The 18,918-nt window shown below is 61.6% G+C and carries 17 protein-coding genes; 7 read left to right on the forward strand and 10 right to left on the reverse strand.

From position 1 onward, the window contains the following. Positions 1–129: 129 nt before the first annotated feature. Both EOI86_RS12040 and EOI86_RS12045 read left to right on the forward strand, forming a co-directional pair. Positions 130–579: a FecR family protein gene (locus tag EOI86_RS12040; RefSeq protein WP_127765452.1), complete on the forward strand. Its 450-nt coding sequence runs from the start codon at positions 130–132 to the stop codon at positions 577–579. Continuing rightward, entirely contained in the window at positions 576–1,184 is a 609-nt protein-coding gene (locus EOI86_RS12045; RefSeq protein ID WP_127765453.1) for an OmpA family protein, read from the forward strand. The genes EOI86_RS12040 and EOI86_RS12045 overlap by 4 nt, the downstream gene beginning before the upstream one ends. A gap of 16 nt (positions 1,185–1,200) precedes the next feature. Here EOI86_RS12045 and EOI86_RS12050 read toward each other — a convergent pair whose 3' ends face one another. The 3 genes from EOI86_RS12050 to EOI86_RS12060 are packed head-to-tail and all read right to left on the reverse strand — an operon-like array spanning position 1,201 to position 4,781. Beyond that, the gene (locus tag EOI86_RS12050; RefSeq protein WP_127765454.1) at positions 1,201–3,399 is read right to left on the reverse strand and encodes a CHASE2 domain-containing protein; all 2,199 of its coding nucleotides are present in this window, start codon (positions 3,397–3,399) and stop codon (positions 1,201–1,203) included. A gap of 18 nt (positions 3,400–3,417) precedes the next feature. Then, entirely contained in the window at positions 3,418–4,380 is a 963-nt protein-coding gene (locus tag EOI86_RS12055) for an MBL fold metallo-hydrolase (RefSeq protein WP_127765455.1), read from the reverse strand. A 53-nt stretch (positions 4,381–4,433) separates the two neighbouring features. Then, positions 4,434–4,781, reverse strand: coding sequence for an STAS domain-containing protein (locus tag EOI86_RS12060; protein ID WP_127765456.1), 348 nt, complete (start codon positions 4,779–4,781; stop codon positions 4,434–4,436). A gap of 394 nt (positions 4,782–5,175) precedes the next feature. Between EOI86_RS12060 and EOI86_RS12065 the strand changes: the two genes are divergently transcribed. After that, positions 5,176–6,465, forward strand: a complete 1,290-nt coding sequence (locus EOI86_RS12065) for an MFS transporter (RefSeq protein WP_193555786.1) — start codon at positions 5,176–5,178, stop codon at positions 6,463–6,465. 9 nt (positions 6,466–6,474) lie between these two features. Here EOI86_RS12065 and fabI read toward each other — a convergent pair whose 3' ends face one another. Next, positions 6,475–7,251: an enoyl-ACP reductase FabI gene (gene fabI / locus EOI86_RS12070; RefSeq protein WP_127765457.1), complete on the reverse strand. Its 777-nt coding sequence runs from the start codon at positions 7,249–7,251 to the stop codon at positions 6,475–6,477. Positions 7,252–7,563: 312 nt separating this feature from the next. On the opposite strand from fabI, the gene EOI86_RS12075 reads away from it, so the two are divergent. Both EOI86_RS12075 and EOI86_RS12080 read left to right on the forward strand, forming a co-directional pair. Next, the gene (locus EOI86_RS12075; RefSeq protein WP_205032184.1) at positions 7,564–8,973 is read left to right on the forward strand and encodes a multicopper oxidase family protein; all 1,410 of its coding nucleotides are present in this window, start codon (positions 7,564–7,566) and stop codon (positions 8,971–8,973) included. 133 nt (positions 8,974–9,106) lie between these two features. Further along, the gene (locus tag EOI86_RS12080; RefSeq protein WP_127765459.1) at positions 9,107–10,132 is read left to right on the forward strand and encodes an aromatic ring-hydroxylating oxygenase subunit alpha; all 1,026 of its coding nucleotides are present in this window, start codon (positions 9,107–9,109) and stop codon (positions 10,130–10,132) included. A 39-nt stretch (positions 10,133–10,171) separates the two neighbouring features. On the opposite strand, the gene EOI86_RS12085 is transcribed toward EOI86_RS12080, so the two are convergent. The 5 genes from EOI86_RS12085 to EOI86_RS12105 form a co-directional block, all read right to left on the reverse strand. Beyond that, positions 10,172–10,414 (reverse strand): hypothetical protein, encoded by a 243-nt coding sequence (locus tag EOI86_RS12085; protein WP_127765460.1) that lies wholly within the window; start codon positions 10,412–10,414, stop codon positions 10,172–10,174. Between the two features lie 80 nt (positions 10,415–10,494). Beyond that, complete coding sequence (locus EOI86_RS12090) at positions 10,495–11,718, reverse strand: aminotransferase-like domain-containing protein (protein ID WP_127765461.1); 1,224 nt, start codon at positions 11,716–11,718, stop codon at positions 10,495–10,497. 210 nt (positions 11,719–11,928) lie between these two features. Further along, the gene (locus tag EOI86_RS12095) at positions 11,929–12,756 is read right to left on the reverse strand and encodes a hypothetical protein (RefSeq protein ID WP_127765462.1); all 828 of its coding nucleotides are present in this window, start codon (positions 12,754–12,756) and stop codon (positions 11,929–11,931) included. Between the two features lie 181 nt (positions 12,757–12,937). Then, positions 12,938–15,508: an ABC transporter permease gene (locus EOI86_RS12100; RefSeq protein WP_127765463.1), complete on the reverse strand. Its 2,571-nt coding sequence runs from the start codon at positions 15,506–15,508 to the stop codon at positions 12,938–12,940. Further along, complete coding sequence (locus EOI86_RS12105; RefSeq protein WP_240035648.1) at positions 15,505–16,272, reverse strand: ABC transporter ATP-binding protein; 768 nt, start codon at positions 16,270–16,272, stop codon at positions 15,505–15,507. The genes EOI86_RS12100 and EOI86_RS12105 overlap by 4 nt, the downstream gene beginning before the upstream one ends. Positions 16,273–16,437: 165 nt before the next feature. On the opposite strand from EOI86_RS12105, the gene EOI86_RS12110 reads away from it, so the two are divergent. Both EOI86_RS12110 and EOI86_RS12115 read left to right on the forward strand, forming a co-directional pair. Next, complete coding sequence (locus EOI86_RS12110; protein ID WP_127765464.1) at positions 16,438–17,769, forward strand: MFS transporter; 1,332 nt, start codon at positions 16,438–16,440, stop codon at positions 17,767–17,769. Beyond that, positions 17,762–18,277, forward strand: coding sequence for a hypothetical protein (locus EOI86_RS12115; protein ID WP_127765465.1), 516 nt, complete (start codon positions 17,762–17,764; stop codon positions 18,275–18,277). The genes EOI86_RS12110 and EOI86_RS12115 overlap by 8 nt, the downstream gene beginning before the upstream one ends. A gap of 51 nt (positions 18,278–18,328) precedes the next feature. Here the strand turns inward: EOI86_RS12115 and EOI86_RS12120 are convergent, their stop codons facing one another. Next, positions 18,329–18,907 (reverse strand): histidine phosphatase family protein, encoded by a 579-nt coding sequence (locus EOI86_RS12120; protein ID WP_127765466.1) that lies wholly within the window; start codon positions 18,905–18,907, stop codon positions 18,329–18,331. Between the last annotated feature and the right edge of the window lie 11 nt (positions 18,908–18,918).

The following is an 18,918-nucleotide window of genomic DNA, read 5'->3' on the forward strand; positions in this document are numbered from 1 at the left end:
CTAGAGACATTTCAGGAGTCGATCCTTCATTCGGATTACGGTAGTATGTTTCCGGGAAAAAGTTCGGCTGTCATCGTGCCAACCGAATTTGGGGCAAAATAAAACTCAAACTTCGGAAGGTGACATTCTATGTCGTGCCTAAGAGCTCTGTTTTTCCTTATCCTCCTCCCTGCACTGTCCATCGCTACAATCGGCACCGCCTTTGCAGATATCGGTCGGGTAAAAAGCGCCAGCGGGGCCGCGTCCATCGAACGGAACGGTGAAACGATTGCGGCGGAGCCCGGCCTTGCGCTGCACGAATCGGACACCCTGGTGACTGGGAATGACGGGAAACTGGGTGTGACATTCGTCGACAACAGCCGCTTCAGCGCCGGACCGAACAGCCGTATCGAACTGTCCCACTTCCGTTTCAACGCCACAACGCTGGAAGGTCAGTTCGATACACGATTGCAGAAAGGGTCGGTCGCCATCATTTCCGGGCAAATCGCAAAGAAAACCCCTGACGCGATGAAGGTCCGCACGCCGTCATCCATTCTGGGCGTCCGTGGCACGGAATTCGTGGTCGAGGCGAACCAATGAGCATTGGTGCCAACACGGTTTTGAGAGGCGTTGCGCTTTCTGTCTTCCTGATGCTCGCGGCCTGCGCGCGGGATACGGTCACGTTGCTGCCGGGCGCGGATGGCGGCAGCTCCGGCACCGTTGCGGTCCTGTCCGAAGACGGCGAATCCATCGCCCTGATCAATGAACCCTACCAGGTCGGCAGTGTTCGCGGCGATGCTGTCTCTACCCGGACGGCCAGCGCGGAAGAGGTGGAAACGAACTACGGCGATCTTATCCGGACCCTGCCGGCGGAACCCGCGATCTACGTCCTGTATTTCGAGGAAGGCACGACCAATCTCATGCAGCGGTCTGCCCCAGAAATGAAGAAGCTACTGGCCGATGTCGCGGAACGGCCCGGCGCGGAAGTGCAGGTCACCGGACATACGGACGCGGTGGGCAAAGCAGCCGACAACGATATTCTGTCGCTACAGCGCGCGGCGCGCGTCCGCGACCTGCTTATCGGCATGGGGGTGCCCCCGGGGGATGTCATTTCCGTTGGCCGCGGCGAACGGGCCTTGCTGATAGAGACCGAGGATGAGGTGGAAGAACCACGCAACAGACGGGTGGAAGTCACGGTTCGTTAGGGAATAAACAGGGCGTTCAGGCGCCTTTGAAACGGATCGCCATCAAGGTCAGATCATCGGTGGGGTCGGCGCCATCCTCGAAAGTCCGAACATCGCGGACCAGGGTGCCAAGGCCGGCGTTCAAGTCGGCCTCCCCCACCATTCGCCCCAGCCCGACTTCCAATCGGTCGTGCCCATAGAACCCGCCGGTCGTGTTGCGCGCTTCGGTCACGCCGTCTGTCGTAATGACCAACGTTTCACCGGGCGCCAGGGTTAAGGTTTCCTTCGGATAGGGAAACCCTTCGAAGACACAAAGCGGCGGGCCGCCATCGCATTCCAAAACCCGAACCGTGCCGTCGGCTGAGACGATATGCGGGTCTTCATGGCCGGCATTGCAGAACTCGACATGCCCTGTCTCACCATCGATCACCCCGGCGAACATGGTAACGAACAGGTCGGCCGGATTTTCCCGCGAGATTTCGTCATTCGCCATTTCGATGATCGCGTTCATGGCCACGCCCGGTCCGCGCAGGGCTGCGCTTTTGCTCATCGCCTTGCTCAGCGCCATGAAGAGAGAGGCGGGCACCCCTTTCCCCGTCACGTCGCCGACCAGAAAGAAAAGCCGTTTTTCGTCGACCATGAAAGCATCGTACAGATCACCGCCCACTTCTTTCGCGGATTCCAGGAAAGCGGCGATATCGATGCCGGCCGGCACGCCCGGCAGGGCGGAGACATCCGGCAGGATTCCCATCTGGATATCCCGCGCCGCCTGCAATTCACCGGCAATACGCGCCGCGCCGATCCGTTCGGTCTGAAGCGTGGCGCGCAGGGTGCGCCGGCGGCGGTCGATTTCGGCAATCATGACACCAAGCATCGACAGCAGAATCACGGTCGAAAGAACGCTGGGCAGGATCGGGTCCAACTGTAGTTGTCCGAAACGAAAAGCCAGATGCGACGCCACAGCGGCGGCACCGCCGACGACAACGAACAAAGCGACCGGTATCCATGGTTTGACGATCGGCATCAACCAGATCACCAACCCGCCAAGAACCAGCATCAAGGCCGCTTCCGCCCAAATTGCCCAAGCCGGCCGGATCAATCGCGTGCCATATAACAAATTCTCCAAAACCTGGGCCTGGATCTCAACGCCATGAACCAGGGGGGATACCGGCGTCGCGCGCTTATCGACCACGCCGATCCCGGTCACACCGACCAAGACGAGCCGGTTCTTGAACAAAATGGAATCGACCCGGCCGCTCAACACATCGGCGGCGGAGACAAAACGCGCATCAAGCGATTCCGTGAAATAGGGGGTCACCCGGGCGTCAGGATCGGTCGGAAAATCCGTTGGCCCGATCCGCACGCCGGACACACGCCCTTCCTGACCCAGGAACATCAGATCGGGTGAGCCGAGGCCGACACGCAGGACTTCGAGAATCATACCGGCATGGGGTTCGCCATCGATATTCATCGCCAGCGGCACCCGTCGGACGATGCCGTCGGAGTCCGGTTCCCCATTCAATACGCCCAGACCGATGGCATTTCCTTCCAGCACCGGAAGGTTTGTCACGACCGCATCCGCCTTCGGCAGAACGTTCAGCAGCGAAGGGTCCTGAAGATCCGTCGGCGGCATCGGTTTGGATGCCTTTTTCCACACTTCGGCCTCATCACCCGTAAGCGCGGCGCGGCCCAGAACGACAGGGACGCGACCGACAACGCCGGCCAAAATCTCGTCATTGCTGCGCACTGTGCGCAGAATGTTCCGGACTTCGTCGGATAGATCGTCACGATCTTCCGCGATCTGATTAAGCGACAGCCGGTCCGGTTCAGGAAACAGCAAATCGAGGCCTACGACCAGCGCGCCACGAAAGGTTATCGCCTGGATCAGGTTCGCGACCATGGTCCGCGGCCAGGGCCATTGCCCATAGGCCTGCAGCGCCTTTTCGTCGATTTCCACAATCATGACCGGCAGGTTTTCCGCTTGCCGGGGGTGCAGCCGCTGCTGGATGTCGAAACCCATATTCCGCCAAGGCGTCAAAAGGTCCCCAGTCCCGAGGAGGACAACCAAGGCGACGAGCAACAGGAAGACCGAGAGCGGGCGCCCCTTGCCGGTTATGATCGTACGGATGGGTCCGGCGTTGGACCAACCGACGGTCTCGTCACCATCGCCGACAAGATCCTCCCCCCGGTTCTTGCCGGAAGCACCGCCGGAGCCAGACTTATCGTCATTTGTCACGTGTTTGGATAATCCCGGTTAAACGTCGATGACCAAACCATCATAGGCACAGGATATACGTAACACATCATCGCCCGGGCGGACGAGTTCCTCGTATCGGATTGTTTCCGTATGGTTCTGAAGGATCATCGCATCGTCGAAGACCGGTTCGTGATGGAACATGGCCAGATGCTTGACGCCGGCCTGATGGCACATGTCGACCGCGACGATGTTGCTGGAATGGCCCCAGTCTTCTTTCACCGAAATGGCGTCAGCCATGGAATACATCGTATCGAAGATGACGAGGTCCGCGCCCCGCATGAATTCGATATGCGCGTCGAAATCGTCAAGGTCGTCCAGCTTGTGTTCCGCATCGGTGGTGTAGACCACGGTCTTGCCACCCTTTTCAAACCGGTAACCATAGGAATCGCCGTGATGCGGCTGCTTGCGGATTTTGACCGTGAAGGCGCCGGTATCCAGCACCTCTCCATCCTTCATGACCTGAAATTCCCGCGGCGCGCCCATCCAGTCCAAGGGAACGGGGAAGGACGGATTGTCCTGCTGCCGCCGCAGCGCGAATTCGATATCGTGCCCGCCGACGATTTTAAGATTGTTCGTGGGCATGAAAGCCGGGGCGAAAAACGGGAACCCCATAATGTGGTCCCAATGGGGATGGGACATGAAGAAGGAATAGGCCCCCTTCTTTCCCCCTTCATTGATGCGCCGCAGTGAATCGAAGCCGAATTCACGTAAGCCCGACCCCATGTCGCAAAGCACGAATTCATCATTCCCAAAGTCGATTTCGACGCAGGACGACGCGCCGCCATAGGTTCCGGCGACAGAGAAATCGAGCTCGTTATCGACAAAATCGGCGATCGCCTGGTCGTCATCCAGGTTTTTTCCACGGGCGGCCTGCAGCGCCTGGACGATCTTACCCCGGACCTTGTCCGCCTTCATCGCCACGGGAAGCGACCCGCGCGTTCCCCAAAACTTCACCTGCATGCAGCCGCCCCTTCCTGGTCTTGTTTCCCGACGCTTGACGGCGGGCTGTGGGACTACCCCCGGACGCCCGCTACGGCCGCATCGGCGGTATCGTAAATCGTGAAGATCTTATCGAAGCGGCTGATCTGGAAAATCTCCGCCAATGTCGCCTGCAATCCGGCAACCACGACGCTGATCGACTTCTGCTTCGCGGCCTTCGCGGCAAGCATCAGAACACGAAGACCGACACTACTCATGTAATCAACACCCGACATGTCGAAGACCAGTCCTGTCCCGGCGGCTTCGGCCTCGTCCAAGGATGGCATCACCGCCTGTTCGAACGCGGCGGCTGTTTCATGGTCGATCGCTCCGTCCACGACGAGAACGATCACCCCATCCTTGTTTTCCTTACGACATTCCATGCCTAATATTACTCCCTGCCAAAACAGCTGGCCGTTCGACCGACGCACCCCCAGAAGCAAAAAACTTCAAATGCAAACTAATCCAGGTTTCGGGCGGTGGAAATGCCGATCACCCAACAAACCCTTGGATTTACGGGGAACATTATGAACGGTTGTTGAAGACTTGTTCCATATGTGAACACCAGAGACTCGGTTCGGCTGTTCTCGGAACCGAAGTCGATATTCCCCAATTCAGCGCTGCACAGTCTTATTTTATACTGAACAGTTCGAAATGATAACCAGCACCGCATATTTGCCTGGCCGACATTCGCGGCCCATTAGGTAATTCTTTTGCACAATTGCCGCACTGTTGGGATATTCGGCAACAAGAATAAGACCAACCGGGTTCCGCGACTTGATAGAAAAACTGTACGACGCCGTTACAGGGGCCGGCAGAAACGGTGCGCCCAAGGACAGGGCCGAACCGTTGAACGGCGCCATCCATGTGACGTCCCTGTCCCTGACCAAGATTGCCGACGGGTTGATCAACCCGAAGCTCGTTCTGGCCTGGCTTCTTCAGTCGGTCGGCGCGCCCGGCGCGTTGATCGGCTTGCTGGTCCCGGTCCGGGAGGCGGGCGCCCTGTTGCCGCAACTGGTTCTGGCCCGCTGGGTCGAGGCGAGCGCGCGGCGAAAATGGTTCTGGGTGGCTGGTTCGCTTGTACAAGGCGCGGCCGCGTTTGGGATTGCCGCCACCGCCTTTTTCCTCGACGGAAACAAGGCGGGCTGGGCAATTGTCGGCTGCCTCGCCGTTCTGTCGCTGGGCCGAGCCTCCTGCTCGATCAGCCAAAAGGACGCGCTTGCCCGCACGATTCCAAAGACCCGGCGCGGGTCGATAACGGGCATCGCGGGTAGCGTGGCCTCCCTCGGCATTCTCGGTTTCGGCATTATACTGGCCTTCGGGATCATTCCGCTCACGGTGGCCAACATCGCCGGGGCGGTTGCCGTCGCCGGTGCCGCATGGTTCACCGGTGCGCTTATCTTCAGCGCATTGCGGGAACGGGCCGATACCCCGGAAAAGGCAGAGAGCCGCGTTTTTTCCGCCTTCGTTGCCCCCTTCTTCGACGATGCCCAGCTTCGGCGATTTGTCCTGGCGCGCTCCCTCTTGACCGCTACGGCACTCGCGCCGCCCTTCATCGTCATGCTCAGCGCGGCCACGGAGGAGAACCGGCTCGGCCATCTCGGTCCGTTGGTCTTGGCATCCGGCGCCGCCTCAATCGTCTCCGCCTATTTCTGGGGACGGCTGTCGGACAGCAGCAGCCGGAAGACACTGATCACCGCCGGTGCGTTGGGATCGCTCACCTTCGCGGCAACCGGCCTGGCCGATTTGATGAATGCGGGGATATTCGGATCGGGTTTCTACGGTATGGCCGCCTCGGCCGGCGCCATTTTCTTTGCCCAGATCACCCATGAAGGCGTCAGGGCCGGCCGGAAGCTGCATCTGACCGACATGGCGGGCGATGAAAACCGGGCCCGCTATACCGCCTTAAGCAACAGCCTGATCGGTCTGGTCCTGTTGCTGGGCGGCGGCTTGGGCAGCCTTGCGGACGCGGCGGGACCGGCCTGGACCCTGATTGCCCTGGCCGGCATGTGTGCCTGTGCGGTTCCGGCGGGCGCCTTGCTGAAGGAGGTTCAGAAAGGCGACTGAAGCCGGTTCTCAAGACATGACGTGATAGCCGCCATCCACATAGGCGACATTCCCGGTGACCGACCGGGCATAGTCGGAAACCAGACAGGTCGCCAGCGCCCCGACATCCTCGATCGTGGCCAATTTGCGTTCCGGCGCGCGGGTCTTTGCCTGTTCGATAAGCGTGTCGAAATCGGCGATACCCGACGCGGCCCGTGTTTCGATGGGACCGGGGGACAAGGCGTTCACACGAATCCCGGCGGGGCCGAGTTCCGAAGACATATACCGCATTGTCGATTCCAGGGCCGATTTCACCGGGCCCATGATGTTGTAGTGATCGACGACCTTTTCGGCGCCGTAATAGCTGACCGTCAGCATGCAGCCACCCTGTTTCATCAAGGGTTCGGCAAGGCGCGCCATCCGCACGAAGCTGTGGACGGAAACATCCATGGCGCGGCCGAAGCCTTCCCGTGAACTGTCGACCACGCGGCCATGGAGGTCATCCTTCGGGCTGAAGGCGATGGAATGAAGCAGGAAGTCCAACCGGCCCCAGCGTTCCTCGATAGCGGCGAACAGGGTTTCCATCTGCCCGTCCTGCTCAACATCCAAGGGCATCAGCAGATCAGCGCCGACGGCGTTGGCCACCGGTTCCACATGCGGTTTGGCTTTTTCGTTCAGATAGGTGAGGGCAAGGTTGGCGCCCGCGGCGCTGAAAGCCTTGGCGCATCCCGCCGCGATCGACTTGTCATTGGCGACCCCAACCACAAGACCTGTTTTCCCGGCAAGTAACCCGACAGGCATATCCATAAAGTGTCTCCAGAAGAACCGTTGTTCCTGGCCTGGATCGGGATGAGGCGATAAACGCCCGTCCCCTCCCTGGAGACGCTATTCTCAATGCTGTTTTCCTTGGGTGCGCGGCGGCACCGACCGACATTTAGCGCAACAACGGCATCGCGCGCAAACGCGGGTTTGTTACATCTCGGCGACAGGTCGGATTTTCCGGGCCTTCTTTATGGGGCCTTCTTTATGGGGCCTTCTTTCGGGGCCTTCTTTAGGGGGCCTTGACCTTCCCGTTACCGGAAACCCTATCTTGCTTATATAACAACCGGGAAGATGAACGTGGCCTTTACACGGCGAAGAGTTTTACAGGGCGGCGCGGCCATCGCGCTTGCAGCGGGTTTCGGGAACGCGGCCGGGTTTTCGGCGGCGCAGGCGGCGAGCCCCATTCTGCGGGCCGGCGAAGGCTTGGCGCGCCTGGCGCCCGGCGATTATCCGGAAACACGGGTCTGGTCCTATGGCGACCGGGTTCCCGGCCCGGTCATCCGCGTCGGCCAGGGCGAACGGTTGACTCGCCGCTTCGTCAATGACCTGCCGCAACCGTCGACGGTGCATTGGCATGGCGTGCGGATCGACAATGCGATGGACGGCGTGCCCGGTGTGACGCAGGAGGCCGTGCCCGTCGGCGGTACATTCGACTACGATTTCACGCTGCCCGATGCCGGGACCTATTGGTATCATCCGCATAATCGAACCTGGGAACAGTTGGCGCGCGGCCTGTACGGCCCGTTGATCGTGGAGGAAGCCGACCCGCCCGATGTCGACCGGGATGAGGTCTTGATCCTCGACGATTGGCGGCTGACCGAGGATGCACAGATCCATGAAGACAGTTTCGGCGCGATGCATGACTGGTCCCATGCCGGACGGATCGGCAATTGGATCACGGTCAACGGCAAGGGAGAATCGCGGCTGCCCGCGAAACGGTTTGAGCGGTTCCGCCTGCGCCTGATCAATGCCGCGAACGCGCGGATATTCTACCTCTCGCTGGAGGGGATGAAAGCCTGGACCGTCGCCTTGGACGGCCAGCCCCTGGACGCGCCCCAACCGGTGGAACGGCTATCGCTTGGCCCGGCGCAACGCGCCGACCTGATCGTCGACATCACGGCGGGGGAGGGCGAGGAAGCCTTCCTCACCTCACACGAACAGACCCGCGACGGCGAAGAACGGTTCGCCATCACCGGCTTCCCTGTCACAGGGGTGGCCCGCGACCAATCCCTTGCCGATCCACAACCGCTGCCTGCCAATCCGGTGCCCGCCCTGGGCGATCTGTCCAGCGCGCGGCGAGAAGGTTTGCAAATGGAAGGCGGTGCAATGGGCCGGATGCAGGGCGCGATGATGGGTGGAGGCTTCATGGCCATGCGGGACCTGGCCGGGGCCGGCAAGGTTTGGGCCCTCAACGGTCGCGCCGACATGCCCGACACCCCCTGGATCACGTTGACGCGTGGGGAAACGGTCCGCATTGCGATGAAGAACGATACCGCCTGGCCGCACGCGATGCATCTGCATGGCCATCATTTCAGGCAGATGGTCGGTGCCGATATCGGTCCGCTGCGTGACACGTTGCTGGTCGGGCAGGGAGAAAGTGCGGAGATCGCTTTCGTCGCCGACAATCCGGGCGATTGGCTTTTCCATTGTCATATGGTGGAGCACAGCGCCGGCGGCATGATGACCTGGCTGCGGGTCGACGCATAGCGGGGGGTGAATCCGCCTAGATCAATCACTACCAAAACTTACTTTTTTATAGACAACATATCGTAAAGGGTCGACCCTGGCGCCACTTTCCCCTTAAGACGGAAATCGTTCCCGGATAGCGAAGGATGTTTCGATGACCGTTGCGCGGACCCAGCCCCCCTCCCAATATCTGCCCGGACGGGACGGCCATTTGCGGGAGCTGCGATTCCTGCGCCGGCAATGGGTTGTCCTCGCCCATGAGGGCGCCGTGCCGGAACCCGGCGACAATTTCGCCTTCGACATTCTGGGATGCCCCGTGCTTCTGCGACGGGAAGACGACGGCGACCTTTCGGCCTTCCTGAACGTCTGCCCCCATCGCGGCGGGCCCTTGGCCTGGCCGGGGCAAAGCAACACACGGCTGCTGCAATGCCGCTATCACGGCTGGACTTTCCAGGGTGACGGGCGATTGATCGAACCGGTCGGTTTCGGCCGAGAGCGGCGGGACATCCATTGCGCCGCCCCTTCCGCCCACCGGCTGCGGATCGACTGTCATGACGGTTTGATCATGGCCTGTCTGAACCTTGAAGCGGATGGCGCGCCGCCGCCGGTGCCGGCTGCACTGACAACCCGGTTGGCGACGGCAAGCCTGGTGGCGACAGAGATCTTCCCGGCGGAATGTAATTGGAAACTCTATGCGGAAAACTGGCTGGAGGCTTATCACATCCAAAGCCTTCATCATGGGCTTTCAAACGACATTCAGGGGGAAACCTATCGCGTCGATTGCGGGCCCGCCTGGGCGGAACACAGCGCCAAGCCCGCCAAGGGCACCTATGGCGGATACTGGGCCTTCTTGTATCCGGTCACGGCGATAAACTTCTTCACCGACGGGTTCAGCGTCGAACAAATTTCCCCGCTGACGGAAACAAGCTGCGCGGTGCAGTATCAGTTCTACCGATTCAAGGATGTGGAACGGGAAGACGGCATCGACGCGGAAATCGCCCTGACCCGGACCGTGACCGCCGAAGACATCGCCGCGGCGGAGCACGTTCAGAAAAGTCTCGCCGCAGGCATTTTCGAGCAGGGCTTTGTCAGCAAGGACCGGGAACCGGGCATCCTCGCCCTGCACGACTTTCTCAAGGAGAGATTGCCCTCGGACACTCGGTTGCGGAACGAACCCTGACACTTTTCCGGCTGACCACGCCAAACTGGCGTTATCGCGTCACCCCCGCTCCCCGCATTCCCGCTTCAATGTATGCCGGAGCTTACTTTTTTTTCGTTTCTTGCTCAGCCATGCACTGCCAAACCATATGACCACCACGAACACTCCCCCCACAGTCATTAAAGGGAACGCCAAAGGGATCATCAGGATGCCGCCCATGACCAGCAAGGCAGCCCCGCCCAGTAGTACAAGGAGAATGACCGTATAGATGCCGGTGGTGATGTGCTCAAAAATACGAGACATGCACCGATCGTTGCATGGACTGGCAACGACAACAAGGAACAGCAGCAGGACTATAAAGCCGGAACGCCGACCGCCTCACGTCACCCCCGGTGGACGTTCCCGCTGCGCAGCGGCACGCCGAATTCGCGGTGGCAGACATCGGCCAGTTTGGCGATGCCTTCCTTGATATTCTCGACGCTCGGATGGCCGAAGCACAGGCGCATGCGGTGTTTGTTCGCTTCCCCGTCGACACTCCATTCCGGGCCGGGGTTCAGCGCGACGCCTGCCGCCGCGGCGGCCGCCGACAATTTCCGTGTATCGACCATGTCGGGCAAGGTGACCCAGATATAGATCCCACCGATCGGCTTGATGTAATCCGCCGAGGCGCCGAAATGCTCGTCCAGCGACTGGGTCATGGCCTCGGCCTTTTCCTTCAGCATCGGAAGCAATCCATTCACATGCCGTTCGAAATTCGACGGCAGGTATTCGGCCAGCACCATCTGTTCCAACGCGCCGCTGCCGCCATCCGTTTTCAACGGCATGATATGCTTCAAGACCGTCCAGGGCGCCACGATGTAACCGACCCGCAGGGCCGGCGCGATGGTCTTTGAGAAGGTGGCGCAATAGATCACGCGCCCATCCGTATCCAGCGAGTAGATGGCGGGCGGGCGTTCGCCTTCCCAGATCAGATCCGCATAGCAATCGTCCTCGAATATCGGCACGTCGTAGTCGCGCGCGATCTCCAACATCTCCAACCGGCGTTCCGTGCTCATCACCGTGCCGGTCGGGTTCTGGACCGTGGGGATGGTATAGATCATCTTCGGCTTGCGGCCGTCCGCCTTGAGCGCCTCCATCGTGTCGCGCAGGCTGTCCATCCGCATGCCGCCCTCGTCCAGGTCGACCCCAACGAAATCGACGCCCAGCTTCCGCAAGCGGGAGAGCGCGCCGCCATAGTTCGCCCCTTCCAAAACGACAACGTCGCCCGGTTCCAACAGCGCCGCGTTAACCAGATCCATCGCCTGCAGGGACCCCGTCGTGACCAACACCTCATCGGGTGAGACCTTCATCGCCGCGCAGCGTTTCAGGTTGTCGCAGATAAACTGGCGCAGCGGCAGATAGCCTTGCGGCCCACTTTCCATGCCGTATTTCGCCATGTCATGCCCTTCGGCAAGAAGGACCTTCTTCACCGCTTCGGCCAGCGCTTCGGACGGGACCGTGGGTTCGTCGATATTGCCGCCGACGAAGTGATAGGGCGGATAGCCTTTCCAAGGCGAGGCCGCTGCGGCGGCGCGGGAACTGAGAATGGCGGAATAATCGAAAGTCATGGCCTCACCTGAATCCTGAAGATTGTTTGATCTTTTGCCGGCATGGAACCGGATGGGTGAGGATGCTCCGTCCTTTCCGGTCCTGCAATCGACCGTGTTTGTGGAAAAGGTGAAAGGACGGGTGGGGACAAATAGGGGAAAGAGGGTCGACCCCTCAAGCCTGGCATACGGACTTCCCGGCTCCAGCCTTGGTTCGACCGGGTGGGCGCCCTAGGTCCTTGAACGAAGGGGCCGTATCCATCCGGTCTGCCGCATCATAGTCGCGGCAAACCCCATCAACGCGAAAAGATAGAGCGTCATGGAGGCGGGAAGCGGGACGGTGGCTACCGTTCCAGTCCCGTTCCCGCCACCAAGACCGGATCCGGCGATGGTGAAGTCATCTGCGAAGATGAACTTCTGGTCGTCGAAGGTTCCCTCTGTTTCCTGGAAAAGGAAACTGCCGAACCCGGCCGTCTCGATAACGCCGAAGAAGCGCGCGGTGGTGCCCAGCACATCGGAATCGCCACCGCCCGGCAGGTTCCCGAAATCCACCTTGGTTCCGTCGATGAAAACGGAAAGGGCCGCAAAAGGTGTGTTGGTTCGAACCCAACCGCCGACCCCGAACAAGCTGGCGGTGGAAGACCCGGCGAATCCGTCCGGTGTGTCGTCGGTATGATCGGGCCCGGCAAAATCCCCATGCGGGAAAGAAAACAGGCCCCAGTCGCCGGAAAGCGCCGCGCCGCCGGATGTGGTCACGGCGCTGGCCGCGGCATTCGACGTCCAGCGCACGCCCTGGCTCAAGATGCTGGGTGCGGTGTTGAACCCATCGAGGGTGGAGGAACGAACACCACCCCAAACCGTGTCCGCCTCGAACCCTTCCTGGATTGTCCTCTCACCCAACAGGCTCAGTGCCGATAGATAGGCCGCTTCATCCAGGAAACCGATGGGGGAGGCTTGGGCCCCGCCGCCAACGACGGCGGCAAGGCACAGACCGGAGAGGCCGCCGAGAATGCGTGGCAAAACTCGGCGGGCGCTGGGCGTGGCGAAAGACGAAAACATATCGGAAAACTCCCCGGGGACGTCGCGTGGAAAGGCGCGAAAAAACAGTCCCGGAGATTGGTGTCAGTAAGCTTACGAAAACCTTACAGATCGTATGGGCAATGCGAATAAAACCAGTGCTGGCCAAAATATGGCCAAGCTATAGTGGGTTTGCGATACCGCAGATAGGGCCGCCAGTATTTTACGCGGCCAGATGCCTGACCAATTGTCCACGCCCGCCGGGAACTGCGCCGAGGCCGCCGACAGCGCCTGCGACGACAGAGGAAGCGACCCCCAGGACGACGGGAAGGACGAAGACAAAGGCGCTCGGCGCCCAATCCACTCGCAGTGCTTCGGTGACGACAAAATAACCCCCGACCATGCCGGCAAGCCCACCAAGCGCGGCGGCGATCGCGCCAACCGCGGCGGCCTCGGCCAGGCGGACCAGGGCAATCTCCCGCCGCGACGCACCGACCACGGAGAAAACGAGGGCTTCCTGGCGGCGCGCATCGACATCGGCCGCGACCAGCGCGGCAAGCGACATGGCACCTGCGACGACCAACAGGCCCGCCATCAGAAAAGACGCAAGCGTCGCACCGTCGATGACGCCGCGGACCTGTGCAACCAGCGGGCGGATGTCGATGGCCGTCACGTTGCCATGCGCCGCCGACACGTCCCTGATCAAACCGTCGAGCGCAGCGTCGGTCTTGCCCTGCAAGCTCATGATCCAAGTGTGCGGAGCGTCCCGGAAAGGCTGCGGCGAGGCCAACAACAGATATTCCGGCCGGAAGGTGCGGTGATATTCCTTACGGATATTGACCACTTCGGACGTGAAGGTTCGGCCGAGGACGCTGTAGGTCAGACGATCCCCCACAGTCAGATCGAAGGCTTCCATCAGGTCTTCCTCCGGGGAGACGAGGGGCTGGCCATCATAGTCCACATCCCACCAGTCGCCTGCCAAAAGCGCCGCCCCGGTTGGTTCCGCCGCCCAAGAGAAACTGCGGTCCCCTTCGATTACCCAAGACTTGTCTTCACGGACCAGAGCATCTTCTACCGGGACGCCGTTCACCTGGGTCAATGTCATTCGCATGAAGGGGTCCGCCTGCAGACCCTCCAGGCCGGGGTCGCCTTCGACCCGGTCCCGAAGCGCCGCGACCTGGTCGGGCTGAACATCGATCAGGACAAGGTCCGGCACGCGTTCGGGCAGTTCCTGCGTCAACGCCTGCTGCAGCGAGTTCTGCGCGGCGACGATTGCCGTGATCCCGATGATACCGACACCGATCGCGATGGTCCGTGTCGCCGTATGTCCGGCATTCTCCAGACTTTGACGGATGACGGTGCCAAGGAAGCCGCGCGGCCGGCGGCGAGACACGCACTTGGCCAAACCCGCCGCGGCCAGCGCCAGCACACCGATGGCCGCGGCCAACCCCAGGGTCATCAATCCGGCCAGAACGGGTATCGGCAGACTGAGCGCCGCGGCCCCCAGGGCGAACAGGACAAGCCCGGCGCCGGCGGCCGCATGAAGCGGATTCGCGGAGGGCGGGGCTTCCCCACTTCGCATCGCCGCACCGGGGGACACTTCCGCCGCGCTCGACATCGCCAGAAGTCCCGTTCCAGCCAACCCGGCGACAAGGATCAAGGCGACGGTCGCCATCTGTTCGACGACATTGCCGGTGGCGAGGGGAACGTGAAGGCGTGTCGTGATAACGTCCAGCAGCGGCAGCGCAACGGCGGCGCTTGCCCCCAACCCCACGGCGAGGCCGAGAAAACTGGCAAAGACGACAATCACCGCATGCAGCGCCAGGACCATCCCCGGCGTGGCACCCGAAAGGCGGTATAGCGCGATCGTCCGGATGCGCCGGCGAACCCACGCCTTGGCGGCCGCCCAGGCCCCGGCAATGCCGATCGCAAGGGCGGTGATCCCGACCATCCCCAGGAAAGTGGTCGTCCGGTCGACGGTCCGCAGCACCCGGTCGCCGGCATCGGCGGGGGTTTCCAACTCCCACCCTGCTTCCGGGCGCAGGTCGCGCACCGCATCCACCAGATCGTCCGGCGCATCCGCCCGGTCGCGCAGGCGATAGCGGAATTCGACGATCGAGCCGCGCTGGATCAACCCCGCCGCCCGCAGCGCGTCGAGGCGGACAATAATGCGCGGCCCGACCATGAAACGGCCGACCGACAGGCGGTCCGGTTCCTGGGATAGGGTATCGGCGATCACGAAATCCTGGCCCCCCAGGCGCAGCACGTCGCCGATGCCCGCGCCCGTCCGGGCCAGGAAGGTCGGCTCGACGATCGCGGCGGGGCGTCCTTCCGTTTCAACATTCCCGGTTCGGTTCAGAACGGTTCGAAAGTCGCGGCCACTGCCCAGCGTAACGCCGCCGTAAAGCGGATAGGCCCCGTCCACGCCCTTCAATTCCACCGCCACCCGTTCGCCGCCAGCCTGGGCGGAGGATCGCAATTCGGCCACTTCCGACATCGCGCCGAGAGCGCTCAGCCGGTCGGCAAGATCGGCCGGTAGGGGCACATTCGTCGTCGTGACGGAGACGTCGCCGCCCAGGAATGTCGTCCCGCCACGGCTCAACATGGTCGACAATCCGTCACCCAGCATCCAGACCGTGCCCATCATGAAGGTCGCGATGGCGACACAGCCGATGAACAGGCGCAACCCGAAAATACCGGCCGCCCATTCGGCGCGGACCAGGGCCCGCAACACCCTGAACTGATCGGCCCGCGATAGCGGCGCGGCCGTATCGCGGCCGTCACGATCCCTCACGAACCGACCGTATCCCGAACCTTGCCATTATCGATGGCAATGGTCCGATCGCATCGCGCCGCCAGGGATTCATCATGGGTGACCAACAGCATCGACGCACCGGTTTCACGGACCAGGTCGAACATGACACCGACCACCTCGTCACCGGTCGCCTGGTCCAAATTTCCGGTCGGCTCATCCGCCAGCACAAGACGCGGTTCGGCGGCGAAGGCCCGGGCGATGGCGACGCGCTGCTGTTCGCCGCCGGACAGGGCCGACGGTCGGTGGTTGAGCCGGTGGGAGAGGCCGACGCGCGCCAGCATCTTTGCCGCTTCCGATTCCGCCTCGAAGTTTCCGGCCAGCATCAGGGGCAGGGACGCGTTCTGCAAAGCGCTCATCGCGGGCACCAGGTGAAAAGACTGAAAGACAATGCCGATATTGCGCCGGCGAAGGTCGGTCCGGGCCGCCTCGCCCGCCGTGGTGAGGTCGATGTCCAGAACCTTCACCTCCCCGCCGGTTGGCCGTTCCAATCCGCCGATCACCGCGATTAGCGACGACTTGCCCGAGCCTGACGGTCCGGTGGCAGCGACGATCTCCCCAGCCCCGATTTCCATATCGATGCCGCGCAGGACGTCGACCTCGGCCCCGTTCGCCTCCGGGCCGCCGTCTCCGATCCCGGGATAGGACAGTCGCGCCCCCGACAAGACGGCCACCGGCGCGCCCTTTTCGGCGTCCGGCGAGGGGGGTCGATCTACGGTGTCGGCGCGCTCGGTCTTGCTGAACAATGCGGATTCCCTGATCAATGAAAATCAATGCGGTTGCACTTAATCTTTGTCGCGGGCGGGAAATTTCAATTGCGGTAAAGGGTTGCCCGCGCAAACCTAGGATGGGACGGGCCTGTAAAACCGGGAAACGTCGCCGTTTTTTGCTCTTATGAGGCGATCGAAACCATGACCGCGACCGTAGCCCCCATTGCCGCTTTATTGTTCAGCGTCGCCCTGCTGCTGATGGGGAACGGCCTGCAGGGGACCCTGTTGCCGGTCCGCGCGAATATCGAGGCTTTCTCGCAACTCGATATCGGGGTGATGGGCTCGGTCTATTTTCTCGGCTTCGCAATCGGGTGCTATTTCGGACCCTATCTGGTCAGGCGCGTCGGGCATATCCGGGTTTTCACGGCGATGGTGGCAATTGCGTCCAGCGTCGTACTCGGCCATTCGCTGATCATCGAATCCACAACATGGTGGATCATGCGCGGTTTGACCGGCATGTGCTTCGCCGTCCTGTATCTTGTGATCGAAAGCTGGCTCAACGCGAAAGCGACCAACGAGAACCGCGGGCTGATCTTCTCGATTTATACGATCATCAACCTCACCGTCATCACGGTGGGCCAGATGCTGCTCATCACCGACAGTCCGCAGGCCTTCACGCTGTTCGCCCTGGCGTCGGTCCTGATCTCGCTGGCCGCCGTGCCCGTCGCGCTGACAACGGCGCCGGCGCCGCCGCCGGTCGCCACCGTCAAGATACGCCTGTTCCGCCTGTACAAACTATCGCCGGTCGGGGTCATCGCCTGCCTGGCGGTCGGCTTGGCGAACGGGGCCTTCTGGTCGCTTGCCCCGGTTTTCGCGCAGGAATATCTGGGCGGGGTTGAGAACATCGCCATTTTCATGAGCGTGGTCGTGATCGCGGGCGCGATCGGGCAATGGCCGTTGGGTTGGCTGTCGGACAAGGTCGACCGCCGCAAGGTCATCATAACCTCTACAATCGGCGCGGCCCTGGCGGGCGGGGCGCTGACCTTCCTTGCCCCGGCCTTCCAGACCGCCTTGATGCCGCTGGCCTTTGCCTTCGGCTTTTTCGCGCTGCCGCTTTATGCGCTGTCGGTCGCCCATATGAATGATTTCGTCGGTGCGGAAGACTATGTCGAAGCCGCGGGCGGATTGCTGCTGGTCTTCGCCGCCGGCGCGGTTCTCGGCCCGATTTTCGCCTCGATCGTCATCGAGCAGAGCGGCTTGGCCTATCTGTTCCTCTATACCGCCGTGATCCACGTTTTGACCGGCAGCTTCGCCTTTTACCGCATGTTCAAACGGCACCGGGCTCCGGACGAGGAACAAGTGGCCTTCGCCGATTCCCTGCGCTTCGCACAAACCGTCGGGAACATCGAGGAATTGACGCCGGAGCCAGATGCCGACACACCGCCCGACGGATACGCAGCGTCGGCGCAACCACCCGCCGGAACCATCGAAACCGTCGACGCTATCGAAGAAAGGGGGCCTCGCGATGGATGACAAGATCCTGGCCGCGCTGATTGCCGGGCTGGTTTCCCTCACGGTCGGTGTGGTTTCTTTCTTCGCCACGCGCTGGAAGGTGGAGCACGAGCTGCGGCAGACGCAGTTCCGCGACATCCTGCAAAAGCGGATAGAAATCTACCCCAGGCTCTGGTCCATCTGCATTCGCTATGAGACGAATTGGGTCATCGACGGCAAACCGAAGGACCGCGACTGGGCCCAGGCCTTCCTGGCGGAATTGAACGCCTTCAACATCGACGGCGGCCTGTTCTTCACCGAAGAGCTGTATAACAGTTTCGGCGATGTCCGGGCCGGCCTGCGGCGGGCCGTCGATGAAACCGGACCGGGCGATACCGTCGACCCGCAACTCACCGCCAGGATCCGCATCGCGATCTATGGCACGACGGACGAGAAAGGCAGGGTCATCCCCGGCCTGTCGACCCATCTGAAAGACGATCTGGGCAGCTACCGCGCGACCACATTGCAGCGCCGCCTTGCGCGGGAGTGAGGTGTTGGCGGTGCCGTCATGATTCTGACGGGTCTTGGGGAAAGATAAAGCTCAACCGCCACGTGGCGCGATTGGCAGCCAAGGGTGGAGCACCTCCAAATCGGGCAATGACGCCAACCAGTAATGACCCTGATAGGGTTGGTCCGCCGCGCGGCTGATTGGCTGCTTCAGATAACTGCATAGAAGCAATGTGCCGACGGCGCCATGCGCCACCACCGCCACGTCACCATCCGATTCTTGAGCGAGAATCCGCCCCGCCGCCTTTTCGATCCGGCATTGCGCATCGATGGCGCGCTCCCAGCCGCGCACGCTCTTTTCCGGTTCAGCGAAAAAAGCGTCCGCCAACTTCTCGAACTCTTGGGGCGGGACGAAGCCCGTCGCGGTTCGGTCGTTCTCGCCAAGCTCCGCATCGACTTGAACGCCCGCACCGAAACGCGCGGCAAGGATGCCGGCCGCCTCAATCGCCTTGGCTTCGGCGCTCGACCATATCGAAGTGACATTGGCGACCACCGTGCTTTCGGCAAAAACTCTCATTCTCGCCAATCCGGCGTCACTCAGACGCCAGCGGCGGACATCAATCTGCGGATCGACGGTGACCTCGGGATGTGTGACGAAGATCAACTTTCTCATGCCGCAACATT

Source organism: Hwanghaeella grinnelliae, assembly GCF_004005845.1.
Lineage (GTDB): Bacteria > Pseudomonadota > Alphaproteobacteria > UBA8366 > Aestuariispiraceae > Hwanghaeella > Hwanghaeella grinnelliae.

What these genes read in the sequence shown, in the direction of transcription:
- EOI86_RS12040 (WP_127765452.1), top strand. Translation starts at nt 130, where the DNA reads ATGTCGTGCCTAAGAGCTCTGTTTTTCCTTATCCTCCTCCCTGCACTG.
- EOI86_RS12045 (WP_127765453.1), top strand. Translation starts at nt 576, where the DNA reads ATGAGCATTGGTGCCAACACGGTTTTGAGAGGCGTTGCGCTTTCTGTC.
- EOI86_RS12055 (WP_127765455.1), bottom strand. Translation starts at nt 4,380, where the DNA reads ATGCAGGTGAAGTTTTGGGGAACGCGCGGGTCGCTTCCCGTGGCGATG.
- EOI86_RS12060 (WP_127765456.1), bottom strand. Translation starts at nt 4,781, where the DNA reads ATGGAATGTCGTAAGGAAAACAAGGATGGGGTGATCGTTCTCGTCGTG.
- fabI (WP_127765457.1), bottom strand. Translation starts at nt 7,251, where the DNA reads ATGGATATGCCTGTCGGGTTACTTGCCGGGAAAACAGGTCTTGTGGTT.
- EOI86_RS12080 (WP_127765459.1), top strand. Translation starts at nt 9,107, where the DNA reads ATGACCGTTGCGCGGACCCAGCCCCCCTCCCAATATCTGCCCGGACGG.
- EOI86_RS12085 (WP_127765460.1), bottom strand. Translation starts at nt 10,414, where the DNA reads ATGTCTCGTATTTTTGAGCACATCACCACCGGCATCTATACGGTCATT.
- EOI86_RS12090 (WP_127765461.1), bottom strand. Translation starts at nt 11,718, where the DNA reads ATGACTTTCGATTATTCCGCCATTCTCAGTTCCCGCGCCGCCGCAGCG.
- EOI86_RS12095 (WP_127765462.1), bottom strand. Translation starts at nt 12,756, where the DNA reads ATGTTTTCGTCTTTCGCCACGCCCAGCGCCCGCCGAGTTTTGCCACGC.
- EOI86_RS12110 (WP_127765464.1), top strand. Translation starts at nt 16,438, where the DNA reads ATGACCGCGACCGTAGCCCCCATTGCCGCTTTATTGTTCAGCGTCGCC.
- EOI86_RS12115 (WP_127765465.1), top strand. Translation starts at nt 17,762, where the DNA reads ATGGATGACAAGATCCTGGCCGCGCTGATTGCCGGGCTGGTTTCCCTC.
- EOI86_RS12120 (WP_127765466.1), bottom strand. Translation starts at nt 18,907, where the DNA reads ATGAGAAAGTTGATCTTCGTCACACATCCCGAGGTCACCGTCGATCCG.